Raw genomic sequence first — 18,648 nt, forward strand, 5'->3', positions numbered from 1 at the left:
GCCCCCGCGATTTTCCGGATTGCATTTTCGACAACCGGCGGCCGACGCGCATTGCAATGCCGTTTTGCCAACAATTCGCGTGGCAAGGGGCGGTTCAAGAGATGTTGCAATAACGGTATAATCGCAAGCTTTCCCTCAGCCCTTTGCCAAGGCCGCCCGCGACATGACGCGGACCCGGCCGCGAGGCTTTTCCAGTTCAGCGCCGTGAATCCCCTACTCGACCAACTGCAGCCCTACCCCTTCGAAAAGCTGAAGAAGCTGTTCGCCGACGTCACGCCCGATCCTGCCTACCGCCACATCAGCCTGGGCATCGGCGAGCCCAAGCACCCCACGCCGCCCTTCATCCAGAAGGCGCTGGCCGACAACCTGGCCGGCCTGGCCAGCTATCCCGCCACGCTGGGCAGCGAAGCGCTGCGCGGCGCGATCGCCGACTGGCTGCAAAACCGCTACGGCATTCCCCGCCCCGATCCGGCTACCGAGATCCTGCCGGTCAACGGCTCGCGCGAGGCGCTGTTCGCGCTGGCGCAGACCGTGATCGACCCGCGCAAGCCGGGCGCGCTGGTGATGTGCCCCAATCCGTTCTACCAGATCTACGAAGGCGCGGCCTACCTGTCGGGCGCGCAGCCGTATTTCGTCAACTCCGACCCGGCGCGCAATTTCGCCCCCGACTTCAGCAAGGTCCCCGAGGACGTCTGGCAGCGCGTGCAGCTGCTGTTCGTGTGCTCGCCGGGCAACCCGACCGGCGCCGTGCTGTCACTGGAGGACTGGAAGGAGCTGTTCGCGCTGTCGGACCGCTACGGCTTCGTGATCGCCTCCGACGAGTGCTATTCGGAAATCTACTTCAAGCAGGACCCGCCGCTGGGCGGCATGGAGGCCGCGCGCAAGCTGGGCCGCGGCTATGAGCGCCTGATCTCGTTCTCTAGCCTGTCCAAGCGCTCCAACGTGCCGGGCATGCGATCTGGTTTCGTGGCCGGCGACGCCGCCATCCTGAAGAAATTCCTGCTCTACCGCACCTACCACGGCGGCGCCATGAGCCCGGTGATCCAGGCCGCGTCGGTGGAGGCATGGAAGGACGAGACCCACGTACAGGACAACATCGCCAAGTACGTGAAGAAGTTCTCCCAGGTCACGCCGCTGCTGCAGGAAGTGCTGGACGTGAGCCTGCCCGACGCCAGCTTCTACCTGTGGGCCCGGGTCGACAAGCTGGCCGACATCAGCGACACCGAATTCGCCCGCCGCCTGTACGCCGAATATAATGTCACCGTCCTGCCGGGCAGCTACCTGGCGCGCGAAGCGCACGGCGTCAACCCGGGCGCCGGCCGCATCCGCATGGCGCTGGTGGCCGAAGTCGAAGAATGCCTGGAGGCGGCGCAACGCATCGTCGCCTTCACCAAAAAGCTGGCGGGCAAGGCCTGAGCGCCTGGCGCCGCCGTTTCAACAAAACGTTTTTACTTTTCACCCAACCGTTCATAGACATCAACATGACACAGTCCATTCAGCAAATCATCGATCAGGCGTGGGAAGACCGCGCCAGCCTGTCCCCCAAGACCGCTCCGGCCGACATCCGCAATGCGGTGGCCGAAGTGATCGCAGGCCTGAACGATGGCACCCTGCGCGTCGCCAATCGTCAAGGCGTCGGCCAGTGGGAAGTCAACCAATGGGTGAAGAAGGCCATCCTGCTGTCCTTCCGCCTGGAAGACAACGTCGTGGTGTCGTCGGGCGCGCCCGGCTACCCGCAGTTCTACGACAAGGTGCCGACCAAATTCGCCAACTACACCGCTGAAGATTTCGCCAAGGGCGGCTTCCGCGTGGTGCCGCCGGCGGTTGCTCGTCACGGTTCCTTCATCGGCCGCAACGTGGTGCTGATGCCGTCCTACGTCAACATCGGCGCCTACGTCGATGAAGGCGCCATGGTCGACACCTGGGCCACCGTCGGCTCGGCCGCCCAGATCGGCAAGAACGTCCACCTGTCCGGCGGCGTCGGCATCGGCGGCGTGCTGGAGCCGGTGCAGGCCGGCCCGGTCATCATCGAAGACAACTGCTTCATCGGCGCCCGTTCGGAAGTCGTGGAAGGCGTGATCATCGAAGAGAACTCGGTGCTGTCGATGGGCGTGTACATCGGCCAGTCGACCAAGATCTACGATCGCGAAACCGGCGAAGTGCATTACGGCCGCGTGCCGGCCGGCTCCGTGGTGGTGCCGGGCAACCTGCCGTCCAAGGATGGCAAGTACAGCCTGTACGCCGCGATCATCGTCAAGAAGGTCGATGCGCAAACCCGTTCGAAGACCTCGATCAACGAACTGCTGCGCGGCGAGTAATTCCTGACGCAGTGTAGTACCCCGCGCCGCGCCGGCTGTCACGTACACCGGCGCGGCGTCGTGTTCTGAAGCATCACCATCGAGAACCCAAGCATGGCAAACGACATCACGCTGTACGGCATCCCCAACTGCGACACCGTCAAGAAGGCTCGCGTGTGGCTGGACGAGCAAGGCATCGCCTACACCTTCCACGACTTCAAGAAGGCCGGCCTCGACGCGGCGCAGGCGCAAGCCTGGCTCACGGATGTCGAGCGCGACGTGCTGGTCAACCGCAAGGGCACCACCTGGCGCGCGCTGTCGGACGAACGCAAGGCCTCGATCACCGATGACGCCGCCGCAGTCGCCCTGATGGTGGAAAACCCATCCGTGGTGAAGCGCCCGGTGCTGTTCGACGGCAAGCAATATCACGTCGGCTTCAAGGCCGACCAGTATCAACACATTTTTGAAGACTGATCATGAGCAAGACGCTGGCCCTGACCCAGGAACTGATTTCCCTCTCCTCCGTCACCCCTGAAGACAAAGGCTGCCAGGCGCGGCTGGCGGAATTGCTCGCGCCGCTGGGCTTCGTGTGCGAAACCATCCAGTCCGGCGAGGTCACCAACCTGTGGGCGCGCAAAGGCAGCGCGCAGCCGCTGCTGGTGTTCGCCGGCCACACCGACGTGGTGCCGACCGGCCCGGTCGAGAAATGGCAATCGCATCCCTTCCAACCGACCATCAAGGACGGTCGCCTGTACGGCCGCGGCGCGTCCGACATGAAGACCTCGATCGCCGCGATGGTGGTGGCTTGCGAGGAATTCCTCGCCGCCCATCCGGATCACAAGGGTTCCATCGGTTTCCTGATCACCAGCGACGAAGAAGGCCCGGCCACCGACGGCACCGTGGTGGTCTGCAATGCATTGAAGGCACGCGGCGAGCAGCTGGACTACTGCATCGTCGGCGAACCGACCTCGGCCAAGACCCTGGGCGACATGATCAAGAACGGCCGCCGCGGCACCATGTCGGGCAAGCTGACGGTCAAGGGCATCCAGGGCCACATCGCCTACCCGCAACTGGCGCGCAACCCCATCCACCAGGCCGCGCCCGCGCTGGCCGAGCTGGTGGCCGAGCAGTGGGATGCCGGCAATGAGTACTACCTGCCGACCTCCTGGCAGGTCTCCAACATCCATGGCGGCACCGGCGCGTCCAACGTGATCCCGGGCGACGTGGTGATCGACTTCAACTTCCGCTTCTCCACCGCCAGCACCGTCGACGGCTTGCAGCAACGCGTGCATGCCATCCTCGACAAGCACGGCCTGGAATACGACCTGAAATGGACCGTCGGTGGTCTGCCCTTCCTGACCCCGCGCGGCGACTTGTCGGGCGCACTGGCCCGCGCGATCAAGGACGAGACCGGCCTTGAGACCGAGCTGTCGACCACCGGCGGCACCTCGGACGGCCGCTTCATCGCGCAGATCTGCCCGCAGGTGATCGAGTTCGGTCCACCCAACGACAGCATCCACAAGATCGACGAACACATCGAAGTGCGCTACATCGATCCGCTGAAGAATATTTATCGCAAGACGCTGGAGAACCTGCTGGGCTGAGGCCCGCTCGCCAAGTCCTGCGTCGCATCACATTTCTCCGTCATCCCCGCGAACGCGGGGATCCAGCGTCGTTTGTGATACAGCAACGAAAGCCGCTGGATCCTGACTTTCGTCAGGATGACGGCATATGCAAGCAAGGCAGCCAGAATCATCGCGCTCACCAAGAGATCAACACCATGACCACCCATACCTTCGCCACCGTACGCGACCTCCTGCGCTACGCCGTGACCCGCTTCAACACCGAACAACTGTTCTTCGGTCACGGCAGCAGCAATGCCTTCGACGAAGCCGCCTATCTGATCCTGCACACCCTGAAGCTGCCGCTGGACCAGCTCGATCCTTTCCTCGACGCCCGCCTGCTGCCCGATGAGGTTGCCGCCGTCATGAAGGTGATCGAACGCCGCAGCAAGGACCGCGTGCCGGCCGCTTACCTCACCAACGAGGCCTGGCTGGGCGCCTATCGCTTCTACGTGGACGAGCGCGTGATCGTGCCGCGCTCCTTCATCGCCGAGCTGATCCCCCATCATTTCTCGCCGTGGATCCAGGATCCGGAAGCGATCGAGAACACACTGGACCTGTGCACCGGCTCCGGCTGCCTGCCCATCCTGCTGGCCGACGCCTTCCCCAACGCCCAGGTCGACGCCGTCGACATCTCCTCCGACGCGCTGGAAGTGGCGCACCGGAACGTCGCCGACTACCAGTTGCAGGACCGCATCACGCTGGTCGAGTCCGATCTCTACACGCAGCTCACGCCGCGCAAGTACGACCTCATCATCAGCAACCCGCCGTACGTGAACTCCGGCTCGATGGCCAAGCTGCCGCCGGAATACCTGCGCGAGCCGCAGCTGGCGCTGGCCGGCGGCGACGACGGCATGGACCTGGTGCGCAAGATCGTGGCCGGCGCCGCCGAACGCCTGACCGAGAACGGCGTGCTGGTGGTGGAGATCGGCAACGAGCGCGCATTCGCCGAGGCCGCCTTCCCCGAGCTGGAACTGACCTGGCTGACCACCAGCGCCGGCGACGACATGGTGTTCCTGGTCACCGCCGAACAACTGCAACTCGGCTGACCCGCACGGGCCGCACGCACCTTTTGATTCCGATTCACCGATGATCCGTTTCCAGCAAGTCTCCCTCCAGCGCGGCGTCAAGCCGCTGCTGGAAAACGTCGACCTCACGCTCAACCCGGGCGACAAGATCGGCCTGATCGGCGCCAACGGCGCCGGCAAGTCCAGCCTGTTTGCCATGCTGCGCGGCGAGCTGCATGCCGACCAGGGCAATGTCGACTTCCCCGCCAAGTGGCGCATGGCCTACGTGGCGCAGGAAACGCCGGCGCTCGACCGCCCCGCCATCGAGTACGCCATCGACGGCGACGTCCACCTGCGCCAGCTGCAGGCCGAGCTGGCCGACGCCGAAGCGCAGCCCGACGGCGCGCACGACGGCAACCGCATCGCCGAGCTGCACACCGCACTGGCCGATGCCGACGCCTACACCGTGCGCTCGCGCGCCGAGCAACTGCTGCTGGGCCTGGGCTTCTCGCTGGAACAGATGGAGCGCCCCGTGGCCAGCTTCTCCGGCGGCTGGCGCATGCGCCTGAACCTGGCGCAGGCGCTGATGTGCCCATCGGACCTGCTGCTGCTGGACGAACCGACCAACCACCTGGACCTGGACGCCATCATCTGGCTGGAAGACTGGCTGAAGCGCTATCCCGGCACGCTGCTGATCATCTCGCACGACCGCGATTTCCTGGACGGCGTGGTCAACGTGATCGTCCACATCGACGACCGCAAGCTCAAGCGCTACTCCGGCAACTACTCCTCCTTCGAGCGCCAGCGCTCGGCGCAGCTGGAGCTGATGGCCGGCATGATCGAAAAGCAGCAGCGCCAGCGCGCCCACCTGCAATCCTTCATCGACCGCTTCAAGGCCAAGGCCACCAAGGCGCGCCAGGCGCAAAGCCGCATGAAGGCGCTGTCGAAGATGGAAGAGCTGGCGCCGCTGCGGGCGGCGGCCGAGTTCTCGTTCGAATTCCGCGAGCCGCTGTCGGCGCCCAATCCGCTCCTGGTCATGGAGAAGGTCAACGCCGGCTATCGCCTCGAGGGCAAGGGCAGCGAGCCCGACGAAGAGAAGATCATCGTGCGCGGCATCGACTTCTCGCTGCAGAACGGCCAGCGCATCGGCCTCTTGGGCGTGAACGGCGCCGGCAAGTCGACGCTGATCAAGACCGTGGCGGGCGAGATCGATCCGCTGTCGGGCACCGCGCGCCTGGGCAAGGGCCTGGTGATCGGCTACTTCGCCCAGCACCAGGTCGAGATGCTGCGCCATGACGAGTCGCCGCTGTGGCACATGACGCGGCTGGCGCCGGACGTGCGCGAGCAGGAACTGCGCAATTTCCTCGGCAGCTTCAACTTCAACGGCACCATGGCCAGCTCGTCGATCGCGCCCTTCTCGGGCGGCGAAAAGGCGCGCCTGGCGCTGGCGCTGATCGTGTGGCAGCGCCCCAACCTGCTGCTGCTGGACGAACCGACCAACCACCTCGACCTCGAAACCCGCGAGGCGCTGACCATGGCGCTGGCGCAGTTCGAAGGCACGCTGATCCTGGTCTCCCACGATCGCCACCTGCTGCGCGCCACCACCGACCAGTTCCTGATCGTGGCCGACGGCAAGCTGCAGGATTTCGACGGCGACCTGGACGACTACAAGGACTGGCTGTTCAAGACCAAGCTGGCGGCGCGCGCCGAAGGCTCGGATGCGGCGGCGCCCCTGCCGTCGAAGTCCGCCCCCGCCGCAGTCGTCGCCGACGCCGCGCCGGCTGTCGACCGCAAGGAGCAGAAACGGCTCGAGGCCGAACAGCGGCAGAAGATATCGGTGCTGAAAAAGCCGATCGAGCAGCGCCTCAAGCGCCTGGACGAGCAGATCGCCAAGCTCAATGCGCGCAAGTCCGAGATCGACACGCGCCTGGCCAGCCCCGACATCTACGACGCCGCCAACAAGGAAGAACTGAAGACCCTGATCACCGACCAGGCCTATTGCGCCAAGGAGCTCGACCAGCTGGAAAACGAATGGCTGGAGCAGCAGGACGCACTGGAACAGCTGCAGGCCTGAGGCGGGACCGGTGCAATATGGCGTTCCGGCCGCCCGCATAAGCTTCCTACATCAATGTATGAAGCGAGCCCTTGAACTTTGGCAAAACGAAGGCATCATTGCGGCCTGGCTGCTTTTTCCGCAGCACTCATTCTGAAAGGAAGCATGCGATGAACAAGAACTTCAAGAAATGGCTGCTGGCCGCCGCCGGCGCGACCCTGCTGGCATCGAGCCTGTCGGCCTCCGCCGCCGACCTGCTGCAGACGGTCAAGAGCCGCGGCACGCTGAAGGTCGCCCTGGAAGGCAACTATCCCCCGTTCAATTTCAAGGATCCCAAGACCGGCCAGCTGACCGGCTTTGAGGTCGATGTGGCCAACCTGCTGGCCGCCAAGCTGGGCGTCAAGCCCGAGTTCACCACCACCGAGTGGAGCGGCATCCTGGCGGGCCTGGGCGCCGGCAAGTACGACGTCATCATCAACCAGGTCGGCATCACCGACGAGCGCCAGAAGGCCTTCGATTTTTCCGATCCCTACACCCTGTCGGCCGCCCAGCTGATCGTGCGCAAGGACGAGAAGCGCGAATTCAAGAGCCTGGACGACCTGAAGGGCAAGAAGCTCGGCCTGGGCCAGGGCACCAACTTCGAGCAGAAGGCCAAGAGCGTGCCGGGCATCGACGTGCGCACCTATCCCGGCTCGCCGGAGTACCTGGCTGACCTGGCTGCCGGCCGCATCGACGCCGCGCTCAACGACAGCCTGCTGGTGGGCTACATCCTGAAGTCGACCAAGCTGCCCCTGAAGGGCGGCAGCCCGGTGGGCGCGGTCGACAAGATCGGCATCCCGTTCCGCAAGGACAATCCGGAATTCAAGGCCGCGCTGAACAAGGCCCTGGCCGACATCAAGGCCGACGGCAGCTTCAAGCAGGTTTCCGAGAAATGGTTCGGCATTGACGTAAGCCAGCCGCCGAAAGCACAATAAGGCGCGCGCCGGGCTCAAGCCCGGCGCACCGGAACACCCCGCCTCGCGCCGAGGCAGATTTATCCCCGCATTGCGGGGATAATTTTTTATATCGAATGCCTATGGAAATCCTGGAACTGCTGCAGCAAGCCGCCCCCACGCTGATGAAAGGCGTCGGCTACACCCTGCTGTTCGCGCTGGCGTCCATGCTGGGCGGGCTGGTGCTGGGATTCATCCTGGCGGTGGCGCGCATCGTGCCCTGGCGCCCGGTGCACTGGCCGGCGGCGATCTATGTCAGCCTGATGCGCGGCACGCCGCTCCTGGTGCAGATTTTCGTGGTCTATTACGGCCTGCCCAGCGTAGGCATCGAATTCTCGCCGCTGACGGCCGGCGTGCTCACGCTGAGCCTGAACGCCGGCGCCTACCTGTCGGAGAGCCTGCGCGGCGCCATCCTGGGCGTGACGCACGGCCAGTGGAATGCGTCCTACAGCATCGGCCTGACCTATTTCCAGACGCTGCGCTACATCATCGTGCCGCAGGCTGTGCGCATCGCCGTGCCGGCCATGAGCAATACGCTGATCAGCCTGATCAAGGACACCTCGCTGGTCTCGGTCATCACCGTGACCGAGCTGATGCTGGCGACCAAGGAAGTGATCGCCGTGACCTTCCGGCCGCTGCCGCTGTATATCGCGGCCGCCGGCGTCTACTGGATGCTCAGCCTGTGCTTCGAAGCCTTGCAGCACAGGCTCGAGAAGAAGCTCGGGAGGGCGCACCAGGCCTGATGCCCGGAAAGGCCCGCGCGGCCGCAAAAATAAAAAAGCCCGGACGAGAACTCATCCGGGCTTTTCTTTTCATAAAATTACCGCCATCGCGTGGCGCGGCGCATACGCTTCACCGCATTTTATTTCCGCGCATCAACGCTTGACGCGGTAGATGTCCTGGCCGACCTCGTTGATCTGGCGCCGCAGTTCGCGCCGCTCGTCGGGACTGAGTTTGCCGGCGCGGCGCTGCTCCTGCTCGGCCGCCATCTGGTTGCGATGATCCTGCGCGTTGAAATCGCCGCCGCCGTGCTGACGGAAATCGCCTTGCCCACCAGGCATCGGCCGGCCGCCTTGCGGAGGGGCTGCCAGCGAGGCAGACACCGCTCCCAGCGCCAGCATCGCGGCCAGACAGAGCTTGATGACGACAGCAATCTTCATAACGCGTTTTTCCACAAATGCGAGAATCAAATTCAGAATACTTTTGATGTTACGTTCGACTTGATTCCAGTGTAGGCCGCAGGCCGCGATGGTATAAGATGATTAAGGTAAGGTATGTAACAGTTTGTAATGAATACTCGGCCGCGACTTGCTCTAAATCGCGAAGACGCTACCATAGGCACCATGAACTCTACCAACGGCAACAATACTAATACGACAACTTCCGCCAATCAATTCAAAGTGTTGGTGGTGGATGACGATATCCGTCTGCGCGACCTGCTGCGCCGCTATCTGACCGAACAGGGTTTCAACGTGGTCACCGCGGAAAACGCGCAGGCCATGAACAAGCTGTGGATCCGCGAACGCTACGACCTGCTGGTGCTGGATCTGATGCTGCCGGGCGAAGACGGCCTGGCCATCTGCCGCCGCCTGCGCGGCGCCGGTGACCAGACTCCCATCATCATGCTGACCGCCAAGGGCGAAGACGTGGACCGCATCATCGGCCTCGAGATGGGCGCCGACGATTACCTGCCCAAGCCCTTCAACCCGCGCGAACTGGTGGCCCGCATCAATGCCGTCCTGCGCCGCAAGGGCCCGGACGAACTCCCCGGCGCCCCGTCTGAGACGCCGGAGACCTTCGAGTTCGGTGATTTCGTGCTCGACCTCGGCACCCGCACCCTGAAGAAGAACGGCGAGAGCATCTCGCTGACCACCGGCGAGTTCTCGGTGCTCAAGGTGTTCGCCCGCAACGCGCGCCAGCCGCTGTCGCGCGAGAAGCTGATGGAAATGGCGCGCGGCCGCGAATACGAAGTCTTCGACCGCAGCCTGGACGTGCAGATCTCGCGCCTGCGCAAGCTGATCGAACCGGATCCTGCCAACCCGCTGTACATCCAGACCGTCTGGGGTCTCGGCTACGTCTTCATCCCCGAAGGAAAGCCGCGCTGATCCCCTGCCTCGCCCATACCGCTGATCCGCAGGCCGTTCGCCGATGAAAGTCCGCTCCCAATCAGGATGGTTTAGCAACGGCCTGTTCTGGCGTACGTTCTTCCTCCTGACCTTCCTGATCACCGCCAGCATGGTGGCCTGGGTGGCCAGCTTCCGCATGGTCGAACGCGGCCCGCGCGCGGAGCAGCTGGCCGCGCAGATCGTGTCGGTGGTCACCATCACGCGCGCGGCGCTGACGCACTCGGCGCCCGAAATGCGGCGCGAACTGCTGTTCGACCTGGCCAGCAACGAAGGCATCCGCATCTACCCGCTGGAAAAGTCCGACAAGATCGTTCCGCCGGAAGATTCGCCCATCGTCCCCGAGCTCGAGTACTACGTGCGCCAGTCGCTGGACGAGAATACCCTGTTCGCCTCCAGCGTCAACGACGTGGAAGGCTTCTGGATCAGTTTCAACATCGACGACGACCAGTACTGGCTGATGCTCGACCGCGGCCGCCTGGATCGCACCTCGGGCCTGCAGTGGCTGGGCTGGGGATCGATTGCGCTGTTCCTGTCGCTGATCGGCGCGGTCTTCATCTCGACCCTGATCAACCAGCCGCTGGCGCGCCTGACCGCAGCCGCGCGCGCCATCGCCAAGGGTCGCCAGCCTGAGCCGCTGCCCGAATCCGGCCCCACCGAGATCGAGGAAGCCAATCGCAGCTTCAACCAGATGGTGGCCGACCTGAACCGCGTCGAATCCGACCGTGCCCTGATCCTGGCCGGCATCTCGCACGATCTGCGCACGCCGCTGGCACGCATGCAGCTGGAAGTGGAGATGGCCAACCTCTCCGACGAGGCGCGCGACGGCATGCACTCCGACCTGGCCCAGATGGACAGCATCATCGGCCAGTTCCTCGACTACGCCAAACCCTTCGACGCCAGCAACCTCGAGACCATCGACCTGGCGGCGCTGCTGCACGACGTCGCCGCCAAGGCGACGCGCCTGACCGACGTCAGGATCAGCGGCGACATCGCCACCAGCGCCGAAGTCGCCGGCAACGGCACCGAGCTTGCGCGCGTGTTCAGCAACCTGGTGGAAAACGCCCGCCGCTACGGCAAGACACCGGGCACCGACTGCGCCGAGATCGACCTGCGCAGCCGCGTCGAGGGCCATAACGTGATCATCGAGATCGGCGACCATGGCCCCGGCGTGCCCGACAGCGAATGCGAACGCCTGCTGCGTCCCTTCACCCGGCTGGAAGTCGCCCGCAGCCAGGCCAACGGTTCCGGCCTGGGACTGGCCATCGTCAACCGCATCGTGCTGCGCCACAACGGCAAGCTGGCGCTGAAGGGCCACGACGAAACCCACGGCGGCCTGCTGGTCCAGATCACGCTGCCGCTGCAGCATCACCGTCGCCATGGCTGAGCGCAGGATCCCGGCCGTCCTGTTCTGGGCGGCATCCGCCCTGCCCGCGCTGGCGGCGGCGCAAAGCTACGCCGACCGCAATTTCAGCGTCGCGCCCGGCGCGCGCGACGGCAGCAGACCCATCGTCGTGCTGTCTCCGGTGCAACCGGCGCCGCCGCCTCCACCCGCGCCGGCCGTGCCGCGCAACGGCCCGGTCGGCTCCTACGCTTCGGACGCCGCCGGCCCGGACATCCGCGCCAAGAATGCCGACTACGCCACGTCGTTTCGCGTGGTCGAGCGCATCCCGCCCGGATCGGTCATCCGGGATGTGGCATGGCGTTACGGGGTAAAAAACAAACCGCCCGGGTTCGAGGCGGTGCTTTGCTGGCAGGACGCCTCGACCTGCTGGACCGTGAGCGATGCCAACAGCGGCAATACCAGCTTCTTCAACGGCCGTGACGCCGCCCGTCCCTTCACGCTCTACTACCGCGTCAAGGGCGGCGGACATTTGCCCAACGGCCCGGTCAAGGGCGACATGAATCAGATCATCGTCACCTTCGACGTGCCGGGCTGAACGGCGCGGCGACTCAGCCGGCGAGGTCGTCGATCTCGCGCGACTTCTGCAGCGCATCGTCGATGCGCTCCACCGCAATCACCTTCAAGCCTTCGATCGGCTGCTTGGGCGCGTTCGCCTTGGGAATCACCGCAATCGAGAAGCCCAGCTTGGCCGCCTCGCGCAGGCGCTCCTGGCCGCGCGGCGCCGGACGGATCTCGCCGGCCAGGCCGACTTCGCCGAACACCACCAGGCCGCGCGGCAGCGGCTTGTTGCGCATCGAGGAGTTGATCGCCATCAGCACGGCCAGGTCGGCCGCCGGCTCGGTGATCTTGACGCCGCCCACCGCGTTGATGAAGACGTCCTGGTCGAACGCGGCGATGCCGGCGTGGCGATGCAACACCGCCAGCAGCATGGCCAGGCGGTTCTGCTCCAGGCCCACCGACAGGCGCCGCGCATTGGGCACGTGCGAGCTGTCGACCAGCGCCTGGATTTCCACCAGCAGCGGCCGCGTGCCTTCCTGCGTGACCATCACGCAGGAACCCGGCACCTGGTTCTCGTGCTGCGAGAGGAACAGCGCCGAAGGATTGGAGACGCCCTTGAGGCCCTTCTCCGTCATCGCGAACACGCCCAGCTCGTTGACCGCGCCGAAACGGTTCTTGAACGCCCGCACCAGACGGAAACTGGAGTGCGTATCGCCTTCGAAATACAGCACCGTGTCGACGATGTGCTCCAGCACGCGCGGGCCGGCCAGCGCGCCTTCCTTGGTCACGTGGCCGACCATGATGATGGTGATGCCCGAGGTCTTGGCCGCGCGCGTGAGCTGCGCGGCGCATTCGCGCACCTGCGCCACCGAGCCGGGCGCCGAGGTCAGCGCATCGGAGTAGATGGTCTGGATGGAGTCGATCACCGCCACTTCCGGCTTGTGCTCGGCCAGCGTGCCCAGGATCTTCTCCAGCTGGATCTCGGCCTGCAGCTGCAGGTCGCGCGCGTCCACGGCCAGCCGCTTGGCGCGCAGCGCGATCTGCGAGCCGGACTCTTCGCCGCTCACGTAGAGCACCTTCTTGAGCTTGGAAATATTGGCCAGCGCCTGCAGCAGCAGCGTCGACTTGCCGATGCCGGGATCGCCGCCGATCAGCGCCACGCCGCCCGGCACCAGGCCGCCACCCAGGACGCGGTCGAACTCCTCGATGCCGGTGCCGAAACGCGGCACGTCGATCGCCTCGATGTCGGCCAGGCTGAGTACCGGCGCGGTCTGCGCCAGGCTCTGCGGTTGCGAGGAATAGCGGTTTACTCCCGCCGTTTCAGCCACAGTCTCGACCAGGGTGTTCCATTGCCCGCAAGCCGCGCACTGCCCCGCCCATTTGTTGCTGACGCCACCGCACTCGGTGCAGGTGTAATGGGTCTTGAGCTTCGCCATCGTGTTGGATCCTTGTTGTTTCTGCCGTGAAAAAAATGACGGCCTTACTGCGCCAGTACCGCCTCTTCATCGCCGTGCATGACGGCCTTGTCGGTCTGCCCCATCAGCTGGCTGGTGATGGTGCCCGCCGTCATGGAGCCGCTGACGTTGAGGGCCGTGCGGCCCATGTCGATCAGCGGTTCCACCGAAATCAGCAGCGCCACCAGCGTCACCGGCAAGCCCATCGCCGGCAACACGATCAGCGCGGCGAACGTGGCGCCGCCGCCGACGCCGGCCACGCCGGCCGAACTGACCGTCACCACCAGCACCAGGGTGGCAATCCACATCGGGTCGAGCGGATTGATGCCCACGGTCGGAGCCACCATCACCGCCAGCATGGCCGGATACAGGCCCGCGCAGCCGTTCTGGCCGATGGTGGCGCCAAAGGAGGCGGCGAAACCGGCGATGGACGCCGGCACGCCCAGGCGGCGCGTCTGCGCCTCCACGCTCAGCGGAATGGTGGCGGCGCTGGAGCGGCTGGTGAAGGCAAAGGTAAGCACCGGCCAGATCTTGCGGAAAAAGCGCAGCGGATTGACGCCGAACACCGACAGCAGCACGCCGTGCACCACGAACATGATCGCCAGGCCAAGATAAGACGCGACCACGAAGCCGCCCAGCTGGACGATGTCCTGGAGGTTGGAGCTGGCCACCACCTTGGTCATCAACGCCAGCACGCCATAAGGCGTGAGCTGCATGACCAGGCGCACCAGCTTCATCACCCAGGCTTGCAGCAGGTCGATGCCGGCCAGCAGGCGGCGGCCCTTCTCTTCGTCGTCTTTCAGCAATTGCAGCGCGGCCACGCCCAGGAAGGCGGCGAAGATCACCACGCTGATGATCGCGGTCGGGCTGGCGCCGCTGAGGTCGGCGAACGGGTTCTTGGGAATGAACGACAGCACCAGCTGGGGCACGTTCAGATCGGCGACCTTGCCGGCATAGTTGCTCTGGATCGCCGACAGGCGCGCAGTCTCGCGCGCGCCCTGCATCAGCCCTTCAGCCGTCAGGCCGAACAGGTTGGTCACCAGCACGCCGACCAGCGCCGACACCAGCGTGGTCAGCAGCAGCGTGCCGATCACCAGCAGGCTGATCCGACCCAGCGACGAGGCCGAGTGCAGCCTGGCGATGGCGCTCAGGATGGAGGCGAACACCAGCGGCATGACGATCATCTGCAGCAGCTGCACGTAACCGTTGCCGACGATGTTGAACCACGCAACGGACGCGCGCACGGCCTCGCTGCCTTCGCCATAGGCCAATTGCAGGCCCAACCCGAACAGCACGCCCAGCGCCAGCCCGGCCAGCACCTTCCTGGCCAGGCTCCAGCCCCGGCGGCGCGTCTGCGTCAGCAGCAGCAAGAGAGCGACAAATACCCCGACGTTGATGACAATCGCCTGATTCATTCTTTCTTCTTTCCGTGAATATGATGGTGATACGGACGCATTCTGATGCGCAACGCGTCCCTCCATACGGCTTGCGTATGAATATGCCTGCGGGCTCGGATGATTGCTATGCCACTTCGCGCACCGCCACGCGCGGCGCCAGCGCGCACATCAGCTCGTAGCCGATGGTGCCGGCGGCGAACGCCACCTCGTCGACCGGCAAGCCTTCGCCCCACAGCAGCACGCGGCTGCCGACGCGGGCGCCGGGGATATGGGTCAGGTCGACCGCCAGCATGTCCATCGAGACGCGGCCGACGGTGCCGGTCTTCACGCCGTCCACCACCACCGGCGTGCCGTTGGGCGCATGGCGGGGATAGCCGTCGGCATAGCCGCAGGCGACCACGCCGACCTTCATCGGCTTGTCGGCCACGAAGCGGCTGCCGTAGCCGACCGCCTCGCCGGGCGCGATGTCCTGCACGCCGATGATCTCGCTCTCCAGCGTCATGGCCGGGCGCAGGCCGAAATCGGCCGCGCTGCCGCCGCCGGGCGTGCCGCCGTACAGCATGATGCCGGGACGCACCCAGTCGAAGGCCAGCTCCGCGTGCAGCAGGTCGCCGGCGGAGTTGCACAGGCTCCGGGGCGCATCCAGCCCGGCCGTGCCGGCATTGAAGCGCTTGACCTGCTCTTCCAGCGCGAGGCCGGGATTGCCGGCGTCGTCGGCATTGGCGAAGTGCGTCATCATGGTGACGCTGCGGATGGAGGCGATGCGGCCCAGGCGTTCAAAGGCGGCGCGATAGGCCTCGGGCTTGAAGCCCAGGCGGTTCATGCCGCTGTTCATCTTCAGATGGGCGTGCAGGCCGGCCTTGGTCTCGAAGCCCTCCAGCAGCGCGATCTGCTCTTCGCAATGGACGGCGAACTGGATGTCATGGGCCGCCAGCAGCGGCAGGTCGGCGGCGTCGAAGAAGCCTTCCAGCAGCAGGATGGGCTTGGTCCAGCCCAGCTCGCGCAGGCGCACTGCATAGTCGACCTCGATCAGCGCCAGGCCGTCAGCCGCCGCGAAACCTCGCATCGCCCGCTCCAGGCCATGGCCGTAGGCGTTGGCCTTGACGACTCCCCAGGCGCGGGCGTTGGGCGCGTGGGCTTTGGCCACGGCAAGATTGTGTTGAAGCGCGGAAATGCTGATGGAAGCGACGATCGGTCTTGGCATGGTGTCCTGATGCGGTTGAACGGTGGGCTGAGGCAGGCAATGCGCGCCGCGCGGACCGGATGCAGGCTCGCGTCGGCCGTGGCGCGCCCGGAAGTTTTGCCCAGCCGGGAACAAGCGGGCATTTTACCGGACGAACATCTTTCTGGTCAGACTTAACAGTGATGCGCCATGGTTTCATGGTATAAAGCTAGCCGGACCTAATTTGTTACATTTTGGACAGGGATGAATCGCGGTTTTTACACCATCATGGCGGCGCAATTCTTTTCGTCGCTCGCCGATAACGCGCTGCTGATCGCCGCCATCGCTCTCCTAGCCGAAATGCATTCACCTGCGTGGATGACTCCGCTGCTGAAGCTTTTCTTCGTCCTTTCCTACGTCTTGCTGGCCGCCTTCGTCGGCGCCTTCGCCGATGCCTTCCCCAAGGGCAAGGTCATGCTGATCACCAACATGATCAAGATCGTCGGCTGCGGGATGATGTTCTTCACCGTCCACCCGCTGCTGGCCTACGCCGTGGTCGGGTTCGGGGCGGCGGCCTACTCGCCGGCCAAATACGGGATCCTGACCGAACTGCTGCCACCGGAAAAACTGGTAGCCGCCAACGGATGGATCGAAGGGCTGACGGTCGGCTCCATCATCATGGGAACGGTACTGGGCGGCGCGCTGGTCAATCCGCACATCGCCTCCATGATCCTCAGCTTCGATTTCCCCCTCTTCGATCTCCCGATCGATACGCCCACCGAAGCGGCGCTCTGCATCATCTCCCTCATCTACATCGTCGCCGCCCTGTTCAACCTCAGCATCCCCGATACCGGCGCCCGCTACGAGCACCAGCAACGCAATCCGATCCGCCTGATCATCGACTTCGCCGGCTGCTTCAGCACGCTGTGGAAGGACAAGCTCGGCCAGATCTCGCTGGCGGTGACCACGCTGTTCTGGGGCGCCGGCGCCACGCTGCAGTTCATCGTGCTGAAATGGGCCGAGAAGTCGCTGCACATGCCGCTGGACCGCGCCGCCATCCTGCAGGGCATCGTCGCCGTCGGCGTGGCGCTGGGCGCGATGGCCGCCGCGCGTTTCGTGCCGCTGAAGAAGTCGCTGTCGGTGATGCCGCTGGGCATCATCATGGGCATCGTGGTGATGCTGATGACCACCACCACCTCGGTCTGGGTCGCCTATCCGCTGCTGGTGATCATCGGCGCGCTGTCCGGCTACTTCGTGGTGCCGATGAACGCGCTGCTGCAGCACCGCGGCCACGTGCTGATGAGCGCCGGCCACTCGATCGCCGTCCAGAACTTCAACGAGAACCTGTCGGTGCTGACCATGCTGGTGCTGTACGCCTTCATGGTGCGCATGAACCTGGACGTCAACACCGTGATCCTGATCTTCGGCACCTTCGTGGCCGGCATCATGTACCTGATCATGCGCCGCCACGCGGCCAACCAGCGCGAACACGATTCGCTCTCGCTGATCGGCGAAGACAAGCACCCGCACTGACCGCCGCTGCCGGCGCGCCTGCGGCGCCCGGCCGGCTCCAGCCCCTCTTCCTCAGACCCGCTGTACCGCGTGCCTTGCGCTGTCGGCGGCGCGCCGTTCCCATCCGTCGGGAACGATAAAGCCGCGTTCGACTTCCAGCATTTCGCCGTCCGTCGACGCCCGGCACACGGCAAGCATCACGGGCGCCTCCTCGAGGCTGAAGCGGGCCGCCAGCGCCGTCAACAGATCGGGCAGGTCCAGCCCACGGCTGACCGGCGCGCGGGCCGGCGCCAGCCATTCCAGGCGCGGCAACAGCAGGAACAGCGTCCCTGGCGGGAAGGCACGCGCCTGCAGCCCGCCGGCGTCGCACCAGAAACCGCGGCAATGCCGGGGCTCGATGCCCATGGCCGGTGGCAGCGCGGGCGCGTCGCCCTGGTCATCCGGGTTATCCCGGTAGAACAGCCATCCCTTGACCAGCGCCTGGGCCGAGACGACCGGCTCGGGCAGCACCGCGGCGGCGGCAGGATGCTGCGACAGCATCAGCTGCTGCACCATGATCTTGCGCATCTTGCGGCCGAGCGAATCGGCCAGGTTCGGGCCGACAAAGGCGTCGGGGGACATGCCGTCGCCATCGGCAACCCGGGGCGCCGGCTCGAGCAGGTAGAACTTGGTCGCGAATTCCCAATGCTCCAGGCCGGCGCCTGAGGCCGTATCCGGACGCTTGACCAGGAAGTCGAACTCGCCCAGCGTCTCGCGGGTGGCGCCGTTGTTGCGCACCTGCAGGTTGGCTGCCACCAGCTGGCCTTGCCGTGCCAGATAGAAACCCAGCAGCTTCTCCGCATAGCGGCCCAGGCGCGCCGACGGCTGGCGCTCCATGTGCGCATGCAGGGACTGGTTCAGCACGGGATCATCCTGCAGGCGGTTCAGCCACGCGGCCACATCCTCGCTCACCGGCCCGAGCGTGGCGATGCGTCCCTGCCAGCATGGCGCATCGGGCGCCATCAGGTCCGGGGCATCGAGCAGCCAGGCCAGCGCCCGTACGTGCGGGTCGCGCAACTGCGGCCAGCGGCGCTGGAAGCGCTGCTGGCTGCTTTCCCCGGCCAGCTGTACGCCGCCGTGGCTCATT

General features: G+C 65.3%; 17 protein-coding genes. 12 read left to right on the forward strand and 5 right to left on the reverse strand.

From position 1 onward, the window contains the following. Nucleotides 1-204: 204 nt before the first annotated feature. From dapC to CEJ42_RS01780, 8 genes are all read left to right on the forward strand, one after another. A complete protein-coding gene (dapC, locus tag CEJ42_RS01745; RefSeq protein ID WP_079215143.1) occupies nucleotides 205-1,416 on the forward strand; it encodes a succinyldiaminopimelate transaminase in 1,212 nt (403 codons plus the stop codon). A gap of 65 nt (nucleotides 1,417-1,481) precedes the next feature. Further along, on the forward strand, nucleotides 1,482-2,318 hold the full coding sequence (gene dapD, locus CEJ42_RS01750) for a 2,3,4,5-tetrahydropyridine-2,6-dicarboxylate N-succinyltransferase (protein WP_050466910.1): 837 nt from the start codon (nucleotides 1,482-1,484) through the stop codon (nucleotides 2,316-2,318). A gap of 93 nt (nucleotides 2,319-2,411) precedes the next feature. After that, nucleotides 2,412-2,771, forward strand: a complete 360-nt coding sequence (locus tag CEJ42_RS01755; protein ID WP_088749862.1) for an ArsC family reductase — start codon at nucleotides 2,412-2,414, stop codon at nucleotides 2,769-2,771. Between the two features lie 2 nt (nucleotides 2,772-2,773). Further along, nucleotides 2,774-3,901 carry a succinyl-diaminopimelate desuccinylase gene (gene dapE / locus CEJ42_RS01760; protein ID WP_088749863.1) on the forward strand — a complete coding sequence of 376 codons (1,128 nt, stop codon included), beginning with the start codon at nucleotides 2,774-2,776 and terminating at the stop codon, nucleotides 3,899-3,901. A 176-nt stretch (nucleotides 3,902-4,077) separates the two neighbouring features. Then, nucleotides 4,078-4,968 carry a 50S ribosomal protein L3 N(5)-glutamine methyltransferase gene (prmB, locus tag CEJ42_RS01765; protein WP_088749864.1) on the forward strand — a complete coding sequence of 297 codons (891 nt, stop codon included), beginning with the start codon at nucleotides 4,078-4,080 and terminating at the stop codon, nucleotides 4,966-4,968. A 40-nt stretch (nucleotides 4,969-5,008) separates the two neighbouring features. Continuing rightward, entirely contained in the window at nucleotides 5,009-7,000 is a 1,992-nt protein-coding gene (locus CEJ42_RS01770) for an ATP-binding cassette domain-containing protein (RefSeq protein WP_079215146.1), read from the forward strand. A gap of 149 nt (nucleotides 7,001-7,149) precedes the next feature. Further along, a complete protein-coding gene (locus CEJ42_RS01775; protein ID WP_088749865.1) occupies nucleotides 7,150-7,953 on the forward strand; it encodes a cystine ABC transporter substrate-binding protein in 804 nt (267 codons plus the stop codon). Nucleotides 7,954-8,054: 101 nt separating this feature from the next. Continuing rightward, entirely contained in the window at nucleotides 8,055-8,714 is a 660-nt protein-coding gene (locus tag CEJ42_RS01780) for an amino acid ABC transporter permease (RefSeq protein WP_175354529.1), read from the forward strand. 132 nt (nucleotides 8,715-8,846) lie between these two features. On the opposite strand, the gene CEJ42_RS01785 is transcribed toward CEJ42_RS01780, so the two are convergent. Beyond that, nucleotides 8,847-9,131, reverse strand: a complete 285-nt coding sequence (locus CEJ42_RS01785) for a hypothetical protein (protein ID WP_079215149.1) — start codon at nucleotides 9,129-9,131, stop codon at nucleotides 8,847-8,849. 183 nt (nucleotides 9,132-9,314) lie between these two features. Here CEJ42_RS01785 and ompR point away from each other — a divergent pair, with 183 nt between their 5' ends. Genes ompR through CEJ42_RS01800 form a run of 3 tightly spaced genes read left to right on the forward strand, consistent with a single transcriptional unit; the run spans nucleotide 9,315 to nucleotide 12,034 of the window. Beyond that, nucleotides 9,315-10,076, forward strand: coding sequence for an osmolarity response regulator transcription factor OmpR (gene ompR / locus CEJ42_RS01790; protein ID WP_079215150.1), 762 nt, complete (start codon nucleotides 9,315-9,317; stop codon nucleotides 10,074-10,076). A gap of 43 nt (nucleotides 10,077-10,119) precedes the next feature. Then, a complete protein-coding gene (locus CEJ42_RS01795; protein ID WP_079215151.1) occupies nucleotides 10,120-11,481 on the forward strand; it encodes a sensor histidine kinase in 1,362 nt (453 codons plus the stop codon). Further along, the gene (locus tag CEJ42_RS01800) at nucleotides 11,474-12,034 is read left to right on the forward strand and encodes a flagellar protein FlhE (RefSeq protein WP_079215152.1); all 561 of its coding nucleotides are present in this window, start codon (nucleotides 11,474-11,476) and stop codon (nucleotides 12,032-12,034) included. The genes CEJ42_RS01795 and CEJ42_RS01800 overlap by 8 nt, the downstream gene beginning before the upstream one ends. A gap of 13 nt (nucleotides 12,035-12,047) precedes the next feature. On the opposite strand, the gene radA is transcribed toward CEJ42_RS01800, so the two are convergent. The 3 genes from radA to alr form a co-directional block, all read right to left on the reverse strand. After that, entirely contained in the window at nucleotides 12,048-13,433 is a 1,386-nt protein-coding gene (radA, locus tag CEJ42_RS01805; RefSeq protein ID WP_079215153.1) for a DNA repair protein RadA, read from the reverse strand. A gap of 44 nt (nucleotides 13,434-13,477) precedes the next feature. Next, nucleotides 13,478-14,866, reverse strand: a complete 1,389-nt coding sequence (locus tag CEJ42_RS01810) for an L-cystine transporter (RefSeq protein WP_079215154.1) — start codon at nucleotides 14,864-14,866, stop codon at nucleotides 13,478-13,480. A 106-nt stretch (nucleotides 14,867-14,972) separates the two neighbouring features. Next, nucleotides 14,973-16,052 (reverse strand): alanine racemase, encoded by a 1,080-nt coding sequence (gene alr, locus CEJ42_RS01815; protein WP_088749866.1) that lies wholly within the window; start codon nucleotides 16,050-16,052, stop codon nucleotides 14,973-14,975. A gap of 222 nt (nucleotides 16,053-16,274) precedes the next feature. On the opposite strand from alr, the gene lplT reads away from it, so the two are divergent. Next, nucleotides 16,275-17,543 (forward strand): lysophospholipid transporter LplT, encoded by a 1,269-nt coding sequence (gene lplT / locus CEJ42_RS01820; protein ID WP_079215156.1) that lies wholly within the window; start codon nucleotides 16,275-16,277, stop codon nucleotides 17,541-17,543. Between the two features lie 51 nt (nucleotides 17,544-17,594). Here lplT and CEJ42_RS01825 read toward each other — a convergent pair whose 3' ends face one another. Beyond that, entirely contained in the window at nucleotides 17,595-18,647 is a 1,053-nt protein-coding gene (locus CEJ42_RS01825) for a DUF1853 family protein (protein ID WP_088749867.1), read from the reverse strand. Nucleotide 18,648: the final 1 nt, after the last annotated feature.

Origin of the sequence: Herbaspirillum robiniae (assembly GCF_002213415.1) — a bacterium.
GTDB lineage: Bacteria > Pseudomonadota > Gammaproteobacteria > Burkholderiales > Burkholderiaceae_D > Herbaspirillum > Herbaspirillum robiniae.

What these genes read in the sequence shown, in the direction of transcription:
- dapD (WP_050466910.1), top strand. Translation starts at nt 1,482, where the DNA reads ATGACACAGTCCATTCAGCAAATCATCGATCAGGCGTGGGAAGACCGC.
- CEJ42_RS01755 (WP_088749862.1), top strand. Translation starts at nt 2,412, where the DNA reads ATGGCAAACGACATCACGCTGTACGGCATCCCCAACTGCGACACCGTC.
- dapE (WP_088749863.1), top strand. Translation starts at nt 2,774, where the DNA reads ATGAGCAAGACGCTGGCCCTGACCCAGGAACTGATTTCCCTCTCCTCC.
- prmB (WP_088749864.1), top strand. Translation starts at nt 4,078, where the DNA reads ATGACCACCCATACCTTCGCCACCGTACGCGACCTCCTGCGCTACGCC.
- CEJ42_RS01770 (WP_079215146.1), top strand. Translation starts at nt 5,009, where the DNA reads ATGATCCGTTTCCAGCAAGTCTCCCTCCAGCGCGGCGTCAAGCCGCTG.
- CEJ42_RS01775 (WP_088749865.1), top strand. Translation starts at nt 7,150, where the DNA reads ATGAACAAGAACTTCAAGAAATGGCTGCTGGCCGCCGCCGGCGCGACC.
- CEJ42_RS01780 (WP_175354529.1), top strand. Translation starts at nt 8,055, where the DNA reads ATGGAAATCCTGGAACTGCTGCAGCAAGCCGCCCCCACGCTGATGAAA.
- CEJ42_RS01785 (WP_079215149.1), bottom strand. Translation starts at nt 9,131, where the DNA reads ATGAAGATTGCTGTCGTCATCAAGCTCTGTCTGGCCGCGATGCTGGCG.
- ompR (WP_079215150.1), top strand. Translation starts at nt 9,315, where the DNA reads ATGAACTCTACCAACGGCAACAATACTAATACGACAACTTCCGCCAAT.
- CEJ42_RS01795 (WP_079215151.1), top strand. Translation starts at nt 10,120, where the DNA reads ATGAAAGTCCGCTCCCAATCAGGATGGTTTAGCAACGGCCTGTTCTGG.
- CEJ42_RS01800 (WP_079215152.1), top strand. Translation starts at nt 11,474, where the DNA reads ATGGCTGAGCGCAGGATCCCGGCCGTCCTGTTCTGGGCGGCATCCGCC.
- radA (WP_079215153.1), bottom strand. Translation starts at nt 13,433, where the DNA reads ATGGCGAAGCTCAAGACCCATTACACCTGCACCGAGTGCGGTGGCGTC.
- CEJ42_RS01810 (WP_079215154.1), bottom strand. Translation starts at nt 14,866, where the DNA reads ATGAATCAGGCGATTGTCATCAACGTCGGGGTATTTGTCGCTCTCTTG.
- alr (WP_088749866.1), bottom strand. Translation starts at nt 16,052, where the DNA reads ATGCCAAGACCGATCGTCGCTTCCATCAGCATTTCCGCGCTTCAACAC.
- lplT (WP_079215156.1), top strand. Translation starts at nt 16,275, where the DNA reads ATGAATCGCGGTTTTTACACCATCATGGCGGCGCAATTCTTTTCGTCG.
- CEJ42_RS01825 (WP_088749867.1), bottom strand. Translation starts at nt 18,647, where the DNA reads ATGAGCCACGGCGGCGTACAGCTGGCCGGGGAAAGCAGCCAGCAGCGC.